Origin of the sequence: Bacillus sp. ISL-55 (assembly GCF_018613155.1) — a bacterium.
GTDB lineage: Bacteria > Bacillota > Bacilli > Bacillales > Cytobacillaceae > Mesobacillus.
In genome coordinates this window covers 17,975-36,340 of record NZ_JAGGQU010000013.1, presented here as the reverse complement: position 1 = coordinate 36,340, position 18,366 = coordinate 17,975, and the positions used below count along the sequence as shown (strand labels likewise).

Sequence of the window (18,366 nt, the reverse complement as noted above, 5' to 3'; positions counted from 1 at the left end):
AAATTTAGGATATTACAAAATAACTAGCCATATTCGGAGGGGGTTATAACTTGCTTAAGGAACTTTTTACGAAAACGAAAAAGAAAAAGTACGCGACAATTCCTTCTGAAGCAGCGAAGCAGGATGTTCCTGAAGGAATCATGACGAAATGCCCGAACTGCAAGAAGATCATGTATACGAAAGAACTGAATAAAAATTGCAAGGTGTGTTTCCAGTGCGGTTACCACCATCAAATGAATTCAGCAGAGAGAATCGACAGTTTCCTCGATGCAGGAAGTTTCCGCGAGTTGGATCGAGAAATGATTTCAGGCAATCCATTGGGGTTTCCTGGATATGAGGAAAAGCTCGAAAAGGACCGGGAAAAAACAGGCTTGAATGAAGCGGTAGTTACCGGATTAGGCAGTGTGAATGGACTTGATATCGCTATAGCGATCATGGATGCGACTTTCAGGATGGGGAGCATGGGTTCCGTCGTAGGTGAAAAAATTACCAGGGCGATTGAGAAAGCAGATGAATTATCGATACCATTTATCATTTTCACCGCTTCTGGCGGGGCGAGGATGCAGGAAGGTGTCCTGAGTTTGATGCAAATGGCGAAAACAAGCGTCGCATTGAAAAGATTCAGTGATAATGGCGGGTTGATCATCTCCATTATGACTCACCCGACAACAGGTGGAGTTTCCGCGAGTTTTGCCTCGCTTGGGGATTACAATCTAGCAGAACCTGGAGCTTTGATCGGTTTCGCAGGAAGAAGGATCATTGAACAGACAATCCGCGAAGAGCTGCCTGAAGACTTCCAGACATCTGAATTCTTGCTGAAGCATGGACAGCTTGATGCTGTGATCTCGAGAACAGAATTAAAAGAAAAAATCTCAGGAATACTTGAAATCCATCAGCCAGGAGGGACGTTCGAATGGCAGGAGAACTAGAATTTGAAAAACCAGTAATGGAGCTCAGGAATAAAATCAGTGAGCTCAAGGAATTCACGAAGAATACGGATGTAGATCTTACCGCGGAAATTGATAAATTGGAAACAAGACTGCAAAAGCTTGAATCTGAAGTATACGAGAACATGAAACCGTGGGACAGGGTACAAATTGCCCGCCATCCAAATCGGCCGACAACGCTTGAATACATCTCTTTGCTCTTTACTGACTTCTTCGAATGTCATGGTGACAGATTATATGGTGACGATGAAGCAATTGTTGGCGGTATCGCTAAGTTTCATGGCTACCCCGTGACCGTTATTGGCCATCAGCGCGGAAAAGATACAAAGGAAAATATCCGCAGAAATTTTGGCATGCCACATCCTGAAGGTTACCGGAAGGCTTTGCGATTGATGAAGCAGGCTGAGAAATTCAGGCGTCCGATTATTTGCTTCATTGATACGAAGGGGGCGTACCCTGGAAAAGCGGCAGAAGAGCGTGGTCAAAGTGAGGCGATTGCCCGCAATCTATTCGAGATGGCAGGGCTCACCGTTCCGGTAATCTGTGTGGTCATTGGTGAAGGCGGAAGCGGTGGAGCGCTGGCGCTTGGAGTCGGCAATTACATTCATATGCTAGAGAACTCCACGTACTCTGTGATCTCTCCTGAAGGAGCAGCTGCCATTCTTTGGAAAGATTCTACTTTGGCGAAAAAAGCTGCCGAAACAATGAAGATCACTGCACCAGACCTTAAAGGACTAGGTATCATAGATGAAATCATACCTGAAGTTAAGGGCGGTGCTCATAAAGACCTAAAGCAGCAGGCAAAATATATGGATAAAGTTTTAAAAGACTCAATGTCCGAACTGCTTGTTCTAGATGAAGGGACACTCCTGAGTCAACGCTACGAAAAATATAAACGAATTGGAGAGTTTTCGTTTCCAACTGAATTTATAGGGGTAAAATAAAACGTGCGAAACAGCACGTTTTTATTTTTATTTTATAAAAATATATCTTGACAAATTGAACATGCACCCAAAAGTAGTCATTAATACGAAGGCGGCTGTGTTGAAAATACTATTAAAGCGCTTGCAATTACTCGATAATTCCGTCTTATTGTCAATATTGAGGATTCAGTTGAGATAAGGTATTCTACGTGGTATTTTAGAAATATTCCCGGGTATTCTGTTTATAATAAGACAAGCTAATATCAGAATACTACGTTTAGTTTTTGGTACAGTACATATTGAATGAGGTGAAAAGATGAAAAGAATTGGTGTTTTGACGAGCGGCGGGGATTCGCCCGGTATGAATGCCGCAGTACGTGCGGTTGTTAGAAAAGCAATTTATCATGATGTAGAGGTTTATGGTGTATATGGCGGTTACGCTGGCTTGATGAGCGGAAATATTAAAAAGCTGGAGCTTGGTTCCGTTGGTGATATCATCCACCGTGGTGGAACATTCCTTTATTCTGCGCGCAGCGAAGAATTTAAGACAAAAGAAGGCCAGCAAAAAGGAATAGAGCAACTGAATAAGTTTGGTATCGATGGACTGGTCGTCATTGGCGGAGATGGTTCTTACAGAGGTGCAAAGGCGTTGACTGAACAAGGCTTCCCTTGTGTCGGTGTACCAGGAACAATCGACAATGATATTCCAGGAACTGAGTTCACAATCGGATTTGATACAGCCCTCAATACTGTCATTGATGCAATCGATAAAATCCGTGATACTGCTTCTTCACATGAAAGAACGTTTGTGGTAGAAGTAATGGGACGCAACGCTGGAGATCTGGCATTATGGGCTGGTCTGGCAGGCGGAGCGGAAACCATTTTGATCCCTGAGGATCCACATGATATGAAGGACATAGCTCGCCGACTTAAAAAAGGACATGAACGTGGTAAAAAACACAGTATTATTGTTGTAGCAGAAGGTGTCATGAACGGTTATGATTTCGCGAAGCTGCTGCAGGAAGAGACTGACTTTGATACACGTGTAACGGTCCTTGGCCATGTTCAGCGCGGAGGAACGCCAACTGCATTCGATCGCGTACTTGCAAGCAGGCTGGGAGCACGGGCAGTAGAGCTTTTACTGGAAGGCAAAGGCGGACGTGCTGTTGGAATGGAAAAGAATCAATTAGTTGATTATGATATCATTGAAGCTTTGGCAAAAGAGCATACTGTTGACTTGAACTTATATAAATTATCGAAAGAGCTTTCTATTTAATCTCTTTTACAGTAAACCAGGAGGTTGCAAGCTATGCGCAAAACAAAAATTGTTTGTACTATTGGGCCCGCAAGTGAAAGTGTAGACAAATTAGTTCAATTGATTGAAGCAGGTATGAATGTTTCGCGTCTTAATTTTTCACATGGAAATCATGAGGAACACGCTGCACGTATCAAGAATATCAGAGAAGCTGCTGAGAAAACAGGGAAGAAGGTAGGTATCCTTCTTGATACAAAAGGCCCTGAAATCCGCACGAATGATATGGAAAACGGAGCGATCGAGCTTACGACAGGCCAGGAATGCATCGTTTCTATGACAGAGGTGCTGGGCACAGCGGAAAAGTTCTCTGTTACTTATGACCAATTGATTGATGATGTACATCCAGGAGCGAAAATCCTTCTTGATGACGGATTGATCGGTCTGGAAGTTATCAGCATCGACAAGTCTAACAATGAGATCAAAACTAGGGTAATGAACAGCGGAACGCTTAAGAATAAAAAAGGTGTGAACGTACCAGGTGTTTCAGTCAACCTGCCAGGAATCACCGAAAAAGACGCAAAGGATATCCTATTTGGTATTGAGCAAGGTGTAGATTTTATTGCAGCATCTTTTGTGCGCCGCGCGACAGATGTGTTGGAAATCCGTCAGCTGCTTGAGGAAAACAACGGTTCCTATATCCAAATCATCCCTAAAATTGAAAACCAGGAAGGCGTCGATAACATCAATGAAATTCTTGAAGTTTCTGATGGCCTGATGGTTGCCCGTGGAGACCTTGGTGTCGAAATTCCGGCTGAAGAAGTACCACTTGTGCAAAAAGAACTGATCAAAAAGTGCAATACACTTGGTAAGCCTGTTATCACGGCCACCCAGATGCTTGATTCCATGCAGCGCAATCCGCGTCCGACACGCGCAGAAGCAAGTGACGTAGCAAATGCGATCTTTGATGGAACAGATGCAATCATGCTTTCTGGTGAAACAGCTGCAGGACAATATCCTGTGGAAGCTGTACAGACAATGCATAATATCGCATCGCGTGCAGAACAAGCACTTGATCATAAAGAGCTTTTATCAGCTCGCAGTAAAAATACAGAGCACAATATCACGGATGCTATCGGACAATCGGTTGCACATACAGCGTTGAACCTTGAAGTGAACGCAATCATCACACCGACTGAAAGCGGTCATACAGCCCGTATGATTTCGAAATACCGCCCGAAGGCTCCAATCATTGCAGCAACATCGAATGACCATGTTCTTCGCCGTTTGGCTCTAGTATGGGGAGTGTATCCTCAGCTTGGCCAAAAAGCTGAAACAACTGACGAAATGCTCGCAATCGCAGTAGATGAAAGTGTGAACAGCGGTCTTGTTTCGCACGGTGACCTTGTCGTCATCACAGCGGGTGTACCTGTTGGAGAAGCAGGCACAACGAACCTGATGAAGATCCATGTAGTAGGCGATATCCTTGCAAAAGCTCAAGGTATCGGACGCAAGTCTGCATACGGAAGAGTAGTTATTGCGAAGGATGCACAAGAAGCAATCAGTAAGGTAAAACAAGGAAGCATCCTTGTAACAATCGGCTCAGACCGCGAAATGGTCCCAGCACTTGAGAAGTGCAGTGCTTTGATTACAGTAGAAGGCGGTTTGACAAGCCATGCAGCAGTTGTCGGATTGAACCTGGGAATCCCAGTCATCGTCGGCGTAGAAAACGCAATGCAACTATTCGAAGATGGCCAGGAGATTACGGTTGACTCAGCAAGAGGCGTCATCTACAAAGGACATGCAAGTGTCTTATAAATATCATCCAAATAAAGCGTGAAATCTTACCGATTTCACGCTTTTATTTATAATTCCTGGAGTTACCCTTGGGTAGCCTACCAGTTTCAGACAGCTTTTTCAGGAAATGAGGAAGAGCGGCAAAAGTCGTGCCAAGTTCGGACAGCTTTCGTGGGAAGTGAGGAAAAGCTGTCCGAAGACAGTCGAAGTTCAGACAGCTTTCATAGGAAGTGAGGAAAAGCTGTCTGAAGTGACCTCAAGTTCAGACAGCTTTAACAGGAAACGAGGAAAAGCTGTCCGAAGTGACCTCAAGTTCAGACAGCTTTCATAGGAAGTGAGGAATAGCTGTCCGAAGACACCCCGTGTTCGGACAAAACACCGAGTGATTTTGCTGAAAATGTCCGAAGACACCCCATGTTCGGACAAAACACCGAGTGATCATGCTGAAAATGTCCGAAGTCACCCCATGTTCGGACAAAACCCCGAGTGATCATGCTGGAAATGTCCGAAGACACCCCGTGTTCGGACAAATCAGCGTGTGATCATGCTGGAAATGTCCGAAGTCACCCTATGTTCGGACAAAACCCCGAGTGATCATGCTGGAAATGTCCGAAGACACCGCATGTTCGGACAAAACACCGAGTGATCATGCTGAAAATGTCCGAAGTGCTTGTGCAATAGGGTTAACCCTTTTTCGAGCCCGTTTTATCTTCAGGAATCTCCACCAATCATAATATTGTATTCTCGTCACCTCGCCACGTATAATAGAAGGACAAGCTATTCCAAAACATTGAGGTGGAGAATGAAATATATTTTTTTGTTACTAGTTATTGTTCCGGCTGCTGAGATTGCGCTCCTGCTTCTTTCTGGTCAAACGATTGGAATTTGGCCGACGATTCTTCTCATCATCCTTACAGGTTTCCTGGGGGCATTTTTAGCGAAGCAGCAGGGATTGGAAACGATAAGAAGAACTCAGGACCAGTTAAGCAGAGGCATGATGCCAGGCGATGTCATCCTAGATGGAGTCAGCATCCTAGTCGGCGGTACTCTTCTCCTGACACCAGGCTTCATTACTGACACTCTTGGATTTTTGCTTCTGGCACCACCGACCAGGAAGTTTTTTAAAGCATTAATGCTCAGATTATTCCGTAACTGGATTGATAAAGGTACGATCAGAGTCATTCGTTAACATAGAAAAGTGCAAGCGCTGAAGCTGGATAAATAGAAAACGCCAACCTGCTGTGAGGTTGGCGTTTTTTCATAAGCGTGGATCCTATCCTATTTTATAATCAATTCATCTTTGCCTTTAACGAATGTCCAAATATCCCGGAACACATTCGCGCGCTGCAGTGTATTGATAATCACCAGGATGACTGGACCGACAATCAGCCCGATGAAGCCGATGGTCTTGAAGCCGACGAACAGAGCGATCAGGGTTGCAAGCGGGTCAAGCCCGATACTTGATGAGAGTATTTTTGGCTCCATGATCTGCCTTTGGACCAATACAACAACATACAAGACACCTAACCCGATGGCAGTACTCATCTCTCCGGCAATCGCCTCATAGATGATCCAAGGGACAAAGACAGCCCCCGTTCCGAGATATGGAATGATATCAACGATACCGGTAACCAGGGCAATCGTGATGGCATAATCGACACGAAGGATCAGCAAACCAATCAGGATAATGACGGTAGTGATCGACACCAGTGTAGCCTGTGCTCTGACAAAACCGAATAATGCCTTTTTTAAATCATCAAAAACAGTCTTGCTGCTCGTCCTTGCGCGATTAGGCAAAAACCTGGTACCCATTGCCGATAATCTATACCAGTCTTTGCTTATGAAGAAAGTCCCTAATAATGAGAAAATAAGGACGGTTGCTGCATTCGGAAACCAGGACAGGATGTTAGGGATTTTTTCGAAAAAGTCCTTGATAAAATTTCCTGTCGTTGTCCCGATGGTGGCGCCGACGTTTTGGATATTATCCATTATGGTATCCTGCTGCCCCGATTCAAGGCTTTGGAACATACCTGTCAGCTGATTGTAAAGAGGAATTAGTTGAGCAGCAAATAAATGTTCAATATAATCGATCAAAGTAACCAGATGGTCAGGAACTACTTTCGCTAAATACTCAGCCCCTGAGGCGATCTCGACAACAAGCAATGTAATCAGCCCTGCGAACACCAACATGATTAACACAAGGGATATGAGTACCGCCAGAGACCTGGGCATTTTTGCACGTGTCTGGAAAAAGTTTACTAGCGGATTCATCATAAAAGCAATCAGGAAGCCGATGATGAATGGGTAAGTTACTTTGGATACGAAAAAAAGTGCAAGTGCGCCGGCCACAACGATACCAATTACGAAAATAAAACGCAATGTCCTATGTAGATATACTAGATTCAAACAGGTTCCTCCTTTTGGAATGGCCAACTGGATGCCAATACTGTTTGTATATCTTAAAAGCTTGATGCCAGTCCTGAAAGTTTCCTAAAATATACGGCTTATAATTTTAAAAGATTCGATTTAATTTTAAAAAATCCTTTAAAATATAAAATATCTAAGAGAATGGCTTTTTTGAAATCCACATACCTATTTGCGTCCGGCGTAATCTTTGAAAGGAGAATTCGCAAAAAGGCTGTCCAAATAAAATGATGTAAATTGTTCAAAGCAGTATATTCATTTGTGGAATTGTGCATGTAAACAAGCAGCTAAAGCGTATAATCAGTAGGTGCAACAACTGTTAATCCTACCTGTTTGGTGTAATATTTTTAATTATGTTACAATAGTTTTAACCGTGGAAGGATGACAATTTTATGCTTGAGCCTATGCTTTTTTTACTAACTTTATTGGCAATTGCTTTTCTTGCGAAAAACCAATCGTTAATTATTGCGGTCCTGGTCCTGCTTGTGATGAAGATTGCGGGTGTTGAAGCCAAAACATTTTCTCTGCTCCAGGGTAAGGGTATTAACTGGGGTGTAACGGTTATTACTATTGCTGTTCTGGCGCCCATTGCCAGCGGTGATATTGGCTTTAAAGATTTAGGTGGTGCTTTCAAGTCACCCTATGCATGGATAGCATTGATATCCGGGATGGCAGTTGCTCTGCTTGCAAAAGGCGGAGTTACCTTGCTGGCCGAAGATCCCCATATAACGACGGCTCTGGTCCTGGGAACAATTCTGGCCGTATCATTATTCAAAGGAGTAGCAGTTGGTCCTTTGATTGGTGCCGGTATCGCATTTGCGGCTATGAAAATCTTTGAATTATTTAAATAGCCTTTTTGTAAAATAATATTTTATATTGATTTAAGTTGTTTTCATTCACAAATGTCAGATAATTGTTTATAATAGGACTTGTAACTGCTTCCATTCCCTTACATAGGCCTGGGGATGGAGAAGGTATCCACGGTTTTTAAATTTAATAAAATGTAAGCATTTTCTTTTTGCCGGTTGCCTGAGCAAGCGCTCGGTACCCATGTGTTTAGGGTATATCGGCTGTATCGGTCTGTCGCCGGTGTATGGTCCGGCTTTGCACATAAAGTGTCAGAAAATTCTTTTTTTCTGATATCGTTGTTTTTATCAGCAATTCAACATACAGACAAAATGGGATATGGGGAAATTAACTACAAAGGAGAGATTGAGTATGACAGTAACACGTGGTCTTGAAGGGGTAGTGGCAACAACATCTTCTATCAGCTCTATTATCGATGACACGCTGACTTATGTAGGCTATGACATTGATGATCTAGCTGAAAATGCTAGTTTCGAAGAAGTGATTTACTTATTATGGCACCGCAAGCTTCCAACAGCAGCAGAATTGGAAGAATTGAAAAAGCAGCTTGCAGAGAATGCGGCTTTGCCAAAAGAAGTTCTTGAGCATTTCAAGATGTACCCGATTGATAAAGTCCATCCGATGGCTGCCGTTCGCTCGGCTGTATCTCTTTTAGGATTATATGATGATGAATCAGATGTAATGGAAAAAGAAGCGAATTACCGCAAAGCGATCCGCCTCCAGGCTAAGATGCCAGCTATCGTTACGGCTTTCGCGAGAGTAAGGAAAGGTCTTGAGCCAATCGCGCCAAGAGAAGACCTTAACTTCGCGGCAAACTTCCTTTATATGCTGACTGGAGAAGAGCCAGATGAAATAGCAGTAGAAGCTATGAACAAGGCGCTAGTGCTTCATGCTGACCATGAGCTGAACGCTTCAACATTCACAGCGCGTGTCTGCGTTGCAACACTATCTGATGTGTATTCTGGTGTTACAGCTGCGATCGGTGCATTGAAAGGCCCTCTTCATGGGGGAGCAAATGAAGCAGTTATGAAAATGCTGACTGAAATCGGCACTCTTGAAAATGTTGAGCCGGCAATCCGCGGAAAGCTTGCGAACAAAGAGAAGATCATGGGCTTTGGACACCGTGTATACCGCCAGGGAGACCCGCGTGCGAAGCATCTGAGAGAAATGTCCAAGAGGCTGACTGGACTGACTGGTGAACCTCACTGGTACGAAATGTCCACTAAGATTGAAGAAATCGTTACAGGCGAAAAGAACCTTCCGCCAAATGTTGACTTCTACTCAGCATCTGTATACCACAGCCTTGGCATCGACCATGACCTGTTCACGCCAATTTTTGCTGTAAGCCGTGTATCCGGATGGCTTGCGCATATCCTTGAGCAGTATGACAACAACCGCCTGATCCGCCCTCGTGCTGATTATACAGGTCCTGGCAAGCAGGAATATGTTGCCATCGAAATGAGATAATTATTAGAGATAAAGGAGCAATATTTTACTTTTTAGTGAAAAATTGTTCTAATAGGAGAGTGAAGGAAGCTGATTTCCAACCGAATTTTTATAAATTGATGGATAATCAGCTTCTAAAAAAGGTTAGTGGCAATCTCGCCTGCTAACCTTTGAATCTGTAAATGAAGTAGGATTTTGGAGGGAGAGAATAATATGCAAGGTGAAAAAATCACAGTAAAAGATGGAGTTTTAAACGTACCAAACAATCCAATCGTTCCTTTTATCGAAGGTGACGGTACAGGTCCTGACATCTGGGCAGCTTCTGTCCGCGTTCTTGATGCAGCAGTTGAAAAAGCATACAAGGGTGAGAAAAAGATTGTCTGGAAAGAAGTTCTTGCTGGAGAAAAGGCATTCAACCAAACTGGTGAGTGGCTTCCAAGCGAAACTTTAGAATTAATCAATGAATACTTAATCGCGATTAAAGGGCCTTTAACAACACCAATCGGTGGCGGAATCCGCTCTCTTAACGTAGCATTGCGTCAAGAACTTGACCTATTCGTCTGCCTGCGCCCAGTTCGCTGGTTTGAAGGTGTTCCTTCTCCTGTAAAGCGTCCACAGGACACTGACATGGTTATTTTCCGTGAAAACACTGAAGATATCTATGCTGGTATCGAGTATGCAAGCGGATCTGACGAAGTCAAAAAGCTTATTGGATTCCTGCAAAACGAAATGGGTGTAAATAAAATCCGTTTCCCTGAAACTTCAGGTATCGGTATCAAGCCTGTTTCCAAAGAAGGAACAGAGCGCCTTGTACGTTCAGCGATCAATTACGCCATCACAGAAGGCCGTAAATCATTAACGCTTGTACATAAAGGCAATATCATGAAATTCACAGAAGGCGCGTTCAAAAACTGGGGTTATGAACTTGCTGAAAAGGAATTCGGTGATAAGGTATTCACTTGGGCTCAGTATGACAAGATTAAAGATGAACAAGGTACAGATGCAGCAAATAAAGCTCAATCTGACGCTGAGGCAGCTGGCAAAATCATCGTTAAAGATGCGATCGCAGATATCTTCCTTCAGCAGATTCTTACACGTCCGAAAGAGTTCGATGTTGTTGCAACAATGAACCTGAACGGAGACTACATTTCTGATGCACTTGCAGCACAGGTAGGCGGTATCGGTATCGCTCCTGGAGCAAACATCAACTATGAAACTGGCCACGCTATTTTCGAAGCAACTCATGGAACTGCTCCGAAATATGCTGGTTTGGATAAAGTTAACCCATCTTCAGTTATCCTTTCAGGCGTTCTTATGCTTGAGCACCTTGGCTGGACTGAAGCAGCTAACTTGATTGTCAAGTCAATGGAAAAATCAATCGCTTCAAAGGTTGTAACATATGACTTTGCACGTTTGATGGATGGCGCTACAGAAGTTAAGACTTCTGAGTTCGGTGATGAACTGATCAAGAACATGGGCTAAAAAAGTGCGGAAGGCTATCCTTTTTAAGGATAGCCTTTACATAAATAACATATATTTTTAAAGGTTGTTCTCGTAAAGATGGTTGTTAAAATCCTAAAGCCGATTTTAACGTGATAAAATCCATTTTGTATGTCGGTACTAAGTTTGCAAGCTCTTTTCTCTTCATAAGGGTTGATTTTTTGTAGAAACATAGGTAATTCCATCCTATTTAGTAGATATAGCAGCAAAGTTTGAGAAAAGAGCCTTTTTAAAAATATATTCGTTCTGAGGAGGAAGCCTTATGTCATTGAAACGCAAAAAGATTTCAGTCATTGGTGGAGGATTCACAGGAGCAACAACAGCATTCTTGCTAGCACAGAAGGAACTTGGGGATGTAGTATTAGTCGATATCCCGCAAATGGAGAACCCTACAAAGGGTAAAGCGCTTGATATGCTTGAAGCGAGCCCGGTGCAAGGTTTCGACGCGAACATTACCGGTACTTCCAGCTATGAAGATACGAAAGACTCAGACATCGTTGTTGTAACTGCTGGTATTGCGCGCAAACCTGGCATGAGCCGTGATGACCTTGTCCAGACGAACCAAAAAATCATGAAAAGTGTAGCCCAGGAAATCGCCAAGCACTCTCCTGATAGTTTCATCGTTGTATTGACGAATCCGGTTGATGCGATGACTTATACTATTTTCAAAGAGTCTGGCTTTCCTAAGAATCGCGTAATCGGTCAATCGGGCGTATTGGACACAGCTCGTTTCCGTACATTCGTGGCTCAGGAATTAAACCTGTCTGTTAAAGACGTTACTGGTTTCGTTCTTGGTGGCCATGGCGATGACATGGTTCCACTTGTGCGTTATTCATATGCAGGGGGCATTCCTCTCGAAACACTAATTCCAAAAGAACGCCTTGATGCCATCGTCGAACGCACTCGCAAAGGCGGCGGCGAAATCGTTAACCTTCTTGGGAATGGCAGCGCTTACTATGCGCCGGCAGCTTCCCTGGTTGAAATGTGTGAAGCTATCTTGAAGGATCAGCGACGCGTATTGCCTTCTATTGCATATCTAGAAGGAGAGTATGGTTACGAAGGAATTTACCTTGGAGTGCCGACAATCCTTGGCGCTGGCGGTATCGAGAAAGTAATCGAGCTTGAACTGACTTCAGAAGAAAAAGCAGCACTTGATAAGTCTGCAGAAGCAGTCCGCAACGTTATGGCTGTACTTGCTTAATCGTTAGCATATTATTAGTAAAAAAAGAATCGGGGAATATTCCCCGATTTTTTTGCAAAAATTATAAAGTATATGAATTTGGGACAAGAGATAGGAATGGACATTCCTGAACTTCTATTGCAAAGGGGTAAATGCTATGCTGCTTGGAAGAAAACGTAAGCTTGGCAGGAAAATAGAAGAAATCACTGTCGGAGAAAAATTAACATTAACAGAAAAAATCGAAGATAAAGATCTTCTCTTATATTTGGGATTGACGAATGATGCCAATCCTTTGTATATCCAGCATGATTACGCCTCACAGACGCCTTATGAAAAACCAATTGTTCCGGCAATTATGCTGAATGGGATCATCACTTCAGCTGTTTCAAAATATCTCCCAGGACCAGGGAGCCATATTCTGAAGCAGGATATTGAGTATGTGAAGCCTGTATACCATTATGGTACAGTCCAATTCTTCTTTGAAGTAACCGAGGTGATCAGGAGTAAGCATAATGTTGAAATTTCGGTTACAGGAAAAAATGAAGAAGATGAGACAGTTGTAAAGGGGCTTCTGCTCGTCTGTCCTCCATATCCAGTCCAGCGTATGGAAGGAAAAGCATTAGAAAACTTTTAAGTTTGTTCGGGATGTACAATAATTGTGCATCCCTTTTTGTTTATAATTTGATTTTATCAGTTGGGTTGATATTATAATGTAAATAGAGCTATTGGATGAAGGTTGTCTTCGTAAGACTGATGTTAAAATCCTAAAGCCGATTTTAACGTGATCAAAAGGAAGTTTGTAGGTCGGTATTAAGTTTGTAAGCTCTTTTCTCATGATAAGCTTTTAATTTGTAGAGAAACTTTGGTGATTCAATCAAATTTTGTAGTCACTAGCAACAAAGATTGAGAAAAGAGCCTGGATGAAGGCTGTCTTTTTAAGACTGATGTTAAAATTTTAACATCATGAAAAGCCAATTTGCAGGTCGGTATTAGGTGTGAGAGCTCCTTTCTCATAATAAGCTTTAATTTGTTGAATAACATTGGTTGCTAAATCCAATTTTGTATTCAACAGCAGCAAAGTTTGAGAAGAGAGCCTGGATGAAACAGGGGTAATAACTTTTTTGGAGGCTTATATGAACAAGAAGGTCTTGGTTGTGGATGATGAACAGTCTATTGTGACACTGCTGAAGTATAATCTCGAACAGGCTGGCTATTCAGTGGTAACTGGAATGGACGGCGAGGAAGGGATCCGCCTTGCTGCTGATGAAAGACCGGATTTGATGATTTTGGATTTGATGCTTCCTAAGCTCGATGGCATGGAAGTATGCAAGCAGCTCAGGCAGCAGAAAATCAATGTGCCGATTCTGATGCTGACGGCGAAAGATGATGAATTTGACAAAGTGCTAGGTCTGGAATTGGGCGCTGATGATTACATGACTAAGCCGTTCAGTCCGCGTGAGGTCGTAGCAAGGGTAAAAGCCATACTAAGAAGGACGCAGACCCAGCCAGAAATAGTAGAGGAAAAACCTGAGGATGAGGGGCAAATCAAGATTGGTGATGTTAAAATCATCCCGGATTTCTATGAAGCTTATTTTATGGAAAACTTGCTTGAATTGACTCCGAAAGAATTCGAACTGCTCCTTTACCTGGCAAAGAATAAAGGCAGGGTGCTGACTCGTGATCAGCTGCTCAGCGCTGTGTGGAATTATGACTTTGCGGGAGATACAAGAATTGTAGATGTACATATAAGCCACTTACGGGAAAAAATAGAGCTGAATACGAAAAAGCCATCCTATATCAAAACCATACGAGGCCTGGGATATAAGCTGGAGGAACCAAAGGGAGAATGACAAAGTACCGGACACGTCTCTTGTTTGCCCTCATTACCCTGATCATCATCGTGTTGGTAGGCTTGGGCCTGCTTTTAGGGCAATTATTCAAGAATTACTTTATTAATTCATTCAATGAACGGCTGAAAATTGAAATGAATCTTTTAACCTCCAATATCGAACAAAATGGAGGACTCGCATCGCTTGATACTGAAGAAATTTCGCGGATGAGCGACCTGCTTAACGCAAGGATCACCATCGTTGATCTTGAGGGAGACATCCACTATGACACAGGTGAACTATCAAGCACGAAAATCAACAGGCACAGGGATATTATTGGCGACATCGTTGAGGGGACCCCTGAAAAGCAGAGTGACCTTGAAGTAGGCGGAGGTTATGACCTGCATTATTATTGGAGACCGCTCATTCATGATGGCGAAAAGGAAGGCTATGTTTTTTTAACAACAAAGATTGATGAGCTGCAGAAAGCTTACCGTCAAATTTGGTGGATTCTAACCGTTAGCCTTGGCATGGCATTAATGGTCATCATCCTTCTCGGTACAAGGATCACCAACCGCTATACAAAACCGATCGAGTCTGCCACAAACGTCGCGATCGAGCTGGCAAAAGGGAATTATCGGGCCAGGACATATGAGGATCATATTGATGAAACAGGCATGCTGAGTTCGTCTATCAATATCCTTGCCAGAAACCTTCAGGAACTGATGAAGCTTAAAGAATCCCAGCAAGACAGATTGACCACGCTGATTGAAAATATGGGCAGCGGTTTGATTCTGATCGACAGCAGGGGCTTTATCAACTTGATTAATAAGCCTTACAAGGAAATTTTTAATGTCGAGGCTTCTGAGTACCTCTACAAACTTTACTATGAAGTAATTGACCATGAAGAAATTACCCGGATGGTCGAAGAGATATTCATGACAGAACAAAAAGTACGGAAGCAAGTTGTTTTGCCATTGGAAATTGAACGACGCCATTTCGAAGTTTATGGAGTGCCGATTATCGGGACAAACAATGTCTGGAAGGGAATCCTTCTCGTTTTCCATGATATTACCGAACTGAAGAAACTGGAACAGATGAGGAAAGACTTTGTTGCAAATGTCTCGCATGAACTTAAGACACCAATTACCTCGATTAAGGGTTTTTCGGAAACTCTGCTGGATGGTGCGATGCATGATAGCGCAACGCTTGAAGCTTTCCTCGAAATCATTTTAAAGGAAAGTGACCGCCTACAGGTATTGATCCAGGAATTGCTCGACCTTTCGAAGATTGAGCAGCATGGTTTCCGGCTGACTATAGGGAAAGTTGATCTCGTAAAAGAAGCAAATGAAGTTATTGAGATACTAAAAAGAAAAGCAGCACAAAAGGATATTATGCTGAAGCTCATTCAGCCAGGCGAAGAGACGATCATTGAAGGAGATCCAGACAGGCTCAAGCAGGTGCTGATCAACCTTGTCAGCAATGCAATCACCTACACGCCAAATGGAGGAAGTGTAGAGATTTCTCTAACTGACCAGGAAGAGTCCGTTTCGGTTGTAGTCAAGGACTCCGGTATAGGGATCGAGAAGAGCGAAATAACGAGGATCTTTGAACGATTTTATCGGGTGGACAGGGCAAGAAGCCGAAACTCTGGCGGAACAGGTCTAGGCCTCGCCATCGTCAAACACATTGTTGAAGCACATAAAGGACATATCGAAGTTGACAGCCAGATAGGCAAAGGGACAACTTTTACGATTAAGCTCTTTAAAAAGCTGCCTCAATAGGGAAAACTAACCAAATGGGTACAATAACTAATCAGCAAGTCCAATTCATAACAGAATTGGGCTTTGTTCTTGTTTCCGCGGAATTCTTAGCTGCTGGTATTAAAATGACAGTATGATTTTAAAAAAATCACCCAATTTACATTCACTTAACAAAAGGTTTATTTTTCCTTAACACTGCCTTGCTACAATCATTAGTGAAAACCCCTTCATCCAAGGAGCTAGAAAAAAGCACAAGCTGACCCCGCTAGTGCTTTTTTCATATTTCATTGAAACAATTCTGTATCACAATTATCATTCTTTTGAAACTTTTGCTGTTTATAAACGTAAAAACAAACATAGACAAAAGCATAGGAAGAGGGGGATAAAATGGTAAGCTTAAAAAAGATCTACGTTACGAGCGGTATTGTCGTCTTAGCCATTATTTTGGGTCTTTCGGCTTTCACGACGTGGTATACAGTCGATGAATCTGAGCAGGCGGTCATCTTGACGTTTGGAAAAGTGGAGGAAGGGATTAGCGAACCGGGCTTGCACTTTAAGCTGCCTTGGCCAATCCAGAGTGTCGAGAAATTATCAAAGGAAACATTCAGCCTGCAGTTTGGTTACGAGGAAAAGAATGGAGAAATCCAGGAATTTCCTGATGAAACTAAAATGATTACAGGTGATGAAAACATCGTCCTTGCTGACCTGGTTGTTCAATGGAAAATAACCGATCCTGAAAAATATTTATTTAATGCTGATAATCCGAGAGAAATTTTATATGATGCAACTTCAGCGTCTGTAAGGAGTATTATCGGAAGCTCCGAAATTGATGAGGCCCTGACATCTGGGAAAGCAGAAATCGAAGCAGAAGTCCGAGACTTATTGTCTTCTTTGATTGAAAAGTACGATATAGGTGTATCTGTCCTTGGTGTAAAACTGCAGGATGTTGAATTGCCTAATGAAGAAGTCCGCAAGGCTTTTACCAATGTTACGGATGCCCGTGAAACAATGAACACGAAAATAAATGAGGCAAAGAAATACCGCAACCAGAAGTTGAACGAAGCCCAGGGGGAAAAGGATGCGTTAATTTCAAGAGCGGAAGGTGAAAAAGCCGCGAGGATCGAACGGGCCAGAGGTGATGTGGCGGTATTCAACAAGCTGCTTGTTGAATACAAAACCAATCCGGATATCACAAGACAGCGTTTGATTTTGGAAACGCTTGAGCAAGTCTTGCCGGGAACAGAGATTTACATCATGAATGATGATGGCAATACAATGAAGTATTTCCCGATTCGCCCGCTTGAAGCAGATAAAGCAGTACCTAAGTCAGAGAAGGAAGGCAGTGAAAAGAATAATGGCTGATCAAAACGTGATTGATATAAATGAACGCGGCGGTGGATCCTGGAAAAAATATACCAAAGTTGGAATCCTCTTAGTCATCCTTATTGCACTGCTTGTCTTCATTTTTACTAATGTTTTCATCGTGAAACAAGGGGAGTATAAAGTGGTAAGGCAATTTGGAGAGGTTGTCAAGATTATCGATGAACCTGGTTTAAATTACAAGGTTCCGTTTATCCAAAGTGTCACAACTCTTCCTAAATACCAGATGACATATGATGTTTCCCAGGCGGAAATCAACACGAAGGATAAGAAGAGAATGCTGATCGACAACTATGCGATCTGGCGAATCGAAGATCCTAAGAAGATGATTTCCAATGCAAGAACGTTAGAAGGTGCAGAATCAAGAATGGAGGAATTCATTTATTCGATTGTCCGTTCTGAGCTTGGTAAGCTGGACTATGATGAAATCATCAACGATGAAAAGTCATCTCGTGGTTCATTGAATGACAGGGTGACTGAAAAAGTCAATGAGCTGCTCGCTGGCGGTAATTATGGAGTCGTTGTGACAGATGTTCGCATGAAGAGGACCGACCTGCCGGAAGAAAATGAATTGTCTGTTTTTACGAGAATGATCTCTGAGCGTGAGTCTAAGGCGCAGGAATACCTTTCCATGGGTGATGCCCAGAAAAATAGAGTCATCGCACAGACCGACAGGGAAGTGAAAGAGCTTCTCGCAAAGGCGTCAGCAGACGCTGAAACCATCCGAGGCGAAGGAGAAGGGGAAGCTGCTAAAGTATACAACCAAACGTTCTCCAAGGACCCGGAATTCTATTCTATGTTCCGCACACTGGAATCTTATAAAAAGACAATCAACGGTGAAACCGTCATTGTCCTCCCATCTGATTCACCGTACGCAAGAATGCTGATGGGTTATACAAATTAAAAACAAAAAGCATAAGCGCCTTGTTCAGCCCCGACAAGCGGTGGAGAGCCTGCCAGTGAAGTCGTTCTTTGACTTCATTGGCAGGCTCGAAGCGTCTCGAGGGGCTAGGCGCTGGAGCTAGATTAAGAATAACTATTTATTTAAAGCAAATCAT

Annotated in this window: 15 protein-coding genes; 14 read left to right on the top strand and 1 reads right to left on the bottom strand. The window is 42.9% G+C overall.

Translation table 11 applies throughout. From position 1 onward, the window contains the following. The first annotated feature begins 50 nt into the window (after nucleotides 1–50). From accD to J7E32_RS07560, 5 genes are all read left to right on the top strand, one after another. Nucleotides 51–929 carry an acetyl-CoA carboxylase, carboxyltransferase subunit beta gene (accD, locus tag J7E32_RS07580; RefSeq protein ID WP_214905903.1) on the top strand — a complete coding sequence of 293 codons (879 nt, stop codon included), beginning with the start codon at nucleotides 51–53 and terminating at the stop codon, nucleotides 927–929. Beyond that, entirely contained in the window at nucleotides 914–1,891 is a 978-nt protein-coding gene (accA, locus tag J7E32_RS07575; protein WP_214905900.1) for an acetyl-CoA carboxylase carboxyl transferase subunit alpha, read from the top strand. The genes accD and accA overlap by 16 nt, the downstream gene beginning before the upstream one ends. A 295-nt stretch (nucleotides 1,892–2,186) precedes the next feature. Further along, nucleotides 2,187–3,146 (top strand): 6-phosphofructokinase, encoded by a 960-nt coding sequence (gene pfkA, locus J7E32_RS07570; RefSeq protein ID WP_214905897.1) that lies wholly within the window; start codon nucleotides 2,187–2,189, stop codon nucleotides 3,144–3,146. A gap of 33 nt (nucleotides 3,147–3,179) precedes the next feature. Further along, the gene (pyk, locus tag J7E32_RS07565) at nucleotides 3,180–4,940 is read left to right on the top strand and encodes a pyruvate kinase (RefSeq protein ID WP_214905894.1); all 1,761 of its coding nucleotides are present in this window, start codon (nucleotides 3,180–3,182) and stop codon (nucleotides 4,938–4,940) included. 781 nt (nucleotides 4,941–5,721) lie between these two features. Continuing rightward, entirely contained in the window at nucleotides 5,722–6,108 is a 387-nt protein-coding gene (locus J7E32_RS07560; protein WP_214905892.1) for an FxsA family protein, read from the top strand. Between the two features lie 89 nt (nucleotides 6,109–6,197). Here the strand turns inward: J7E32_RS07560 and ytvI are convergent, their stop codons facing one another. Next, on the bottom strand, nucleotides 6,198–7,325 hold the full coding sequence (gene ytvI, locus J7E32_RS07555; protein WP_214905889.1) for a sporulation integral membrane protein YtvI: 1,128 nt from the start codon (nucleotides 7,323–7,325) through the stop codon (nucleotides 6,198–6,200). Between the two features lie 410 nt (nucleotides 7,326–7,735). Between ytvI and J7E32_RS07550 the strand changes: the two genes are divergently transcribed. From J7E32_RS07550 to hflC, 9 genes are all read left to right on the top strand, one after another. Continuing rightward, nucleotides 7,736–8,194 (top strand): DUF441 domain-containing protein, encoded by a 459-nt coding sequence (locus J7E32_RS07550; RefSeq protein WP_041966468.1) that lies wholly within the window; start codon nucleotides 7,736–7,738, stop codon nucleotides 8,192–8,194. A gap of 367 nt (nucleotides 8,195–8,561) precedes the next feature. After that, nucleotides 8,562–9,677, top strand: coding sequence for a citrate synthase (gene citZ, locus J7E32_RS07545; protein ID WP_214905886.1), 1,116 nt, complete (start codon nucleotides 8,562–8,564; stop codon nucleotides 9,675–9,677). A 192-nt stretch (nucleotides 9,678–9,869) separates the two neighbouring features. After that, nucleotides 9,870–11,138 carry an NADP-dependent isocitrate dehydrogenase gene (gene icd, locus J7E32_RS07540; protein WP_214905884.1) on the top strand — a complete coding sequence of 423 codons (1,269 nt, stop codon included), beginning with the start codon at nucleotides 9,870–9,872 and terminating at the stop codon, nucleotides 11,136–11,138. Nucleotides 11,139–11,418: 280 nt separating this feature from the next. After that, nucleotides 11,419–12,357, top strand: a complete 939-nt coding sequence (gene mdh / locus J7E32_RS07535) for a malate dehydrogenase (RefSeq protein WP_214905881.1) — start codon at nucleotides 11,419–11,421, stop codon at nucleotides 12,355–12,357. A 136-nt stretch (nucleotides 12,358–12,493) separates the two neighbouring features. Continuing rightward, entirely contained in the window at nucleotides 12,494–12,970 is a 477-nt protein-coding gene (locus J7E32_RS07530) for a MaoC/PaaZ C-terminal domain-containing protein (protein WP_102263834.1), read from the top strand. A gap of 499 nt (nucleotides 12,971–13,469) precedes the next feature. Then, nucleotides 13,470–14,186: a response regulator transcription factor gene (locus tag J7E32_RS07525; protein WP_214905878.1), complete on the top strand. Its 717-nt coding sequence runs from the start codon at nucleotides 13,470–13,472 to the stop codon at nucleotides 14,184–14,186. Beyond that, nucleotides 14,183–15,949 (top strand): two-component system histidine kinase PnpS, encoded by a 1,767-nt coding sequence (gene pnpS / locus J7E32_RS07520; RefSeq protein ID WP_214905875.1) that lies wholly within the window; start codon nucleotides 14,183–14,185, stop codon nucleotides 15,947–15,949. Before J7E32_RS07525 ends, pnpS begins: the two co-directional genes overlap by 4 nt. A gap of 366 nt (nucleotides 15,950–16,315) precedes the next feature. Next, nucleotides 16,316–17,290 (top strand): FtsH protease activity modulator HflK, encoded by a 975-nt coding sequence (gene hflK / locus J7E32_RS07515; RefSeq protein ID WP_214905873.1) that lies wholly within the window; start codon nucleotides 16,316–16,318, stop codon nucleotides 17,288–17,290. Beyond that, nucleotides 17,283–18,212 carry a protease modulator HflC gene (gene hflC, locus J7E32_RS07510; protein ID WP_214905870.1) on the top strand — a complete coding sequence of 310 codons (930 nt, stop codon included), beginning with the start codon at nucleotides 17,283–17,285 and terminating at the stop codon, nucleotides 18,210–18,212. Before hflK ends, hflC begins: the two co-directional genes overlap by 8 nt. Nucleotides 18,213–18,366 lie beyond the last annotated feature (154 nt).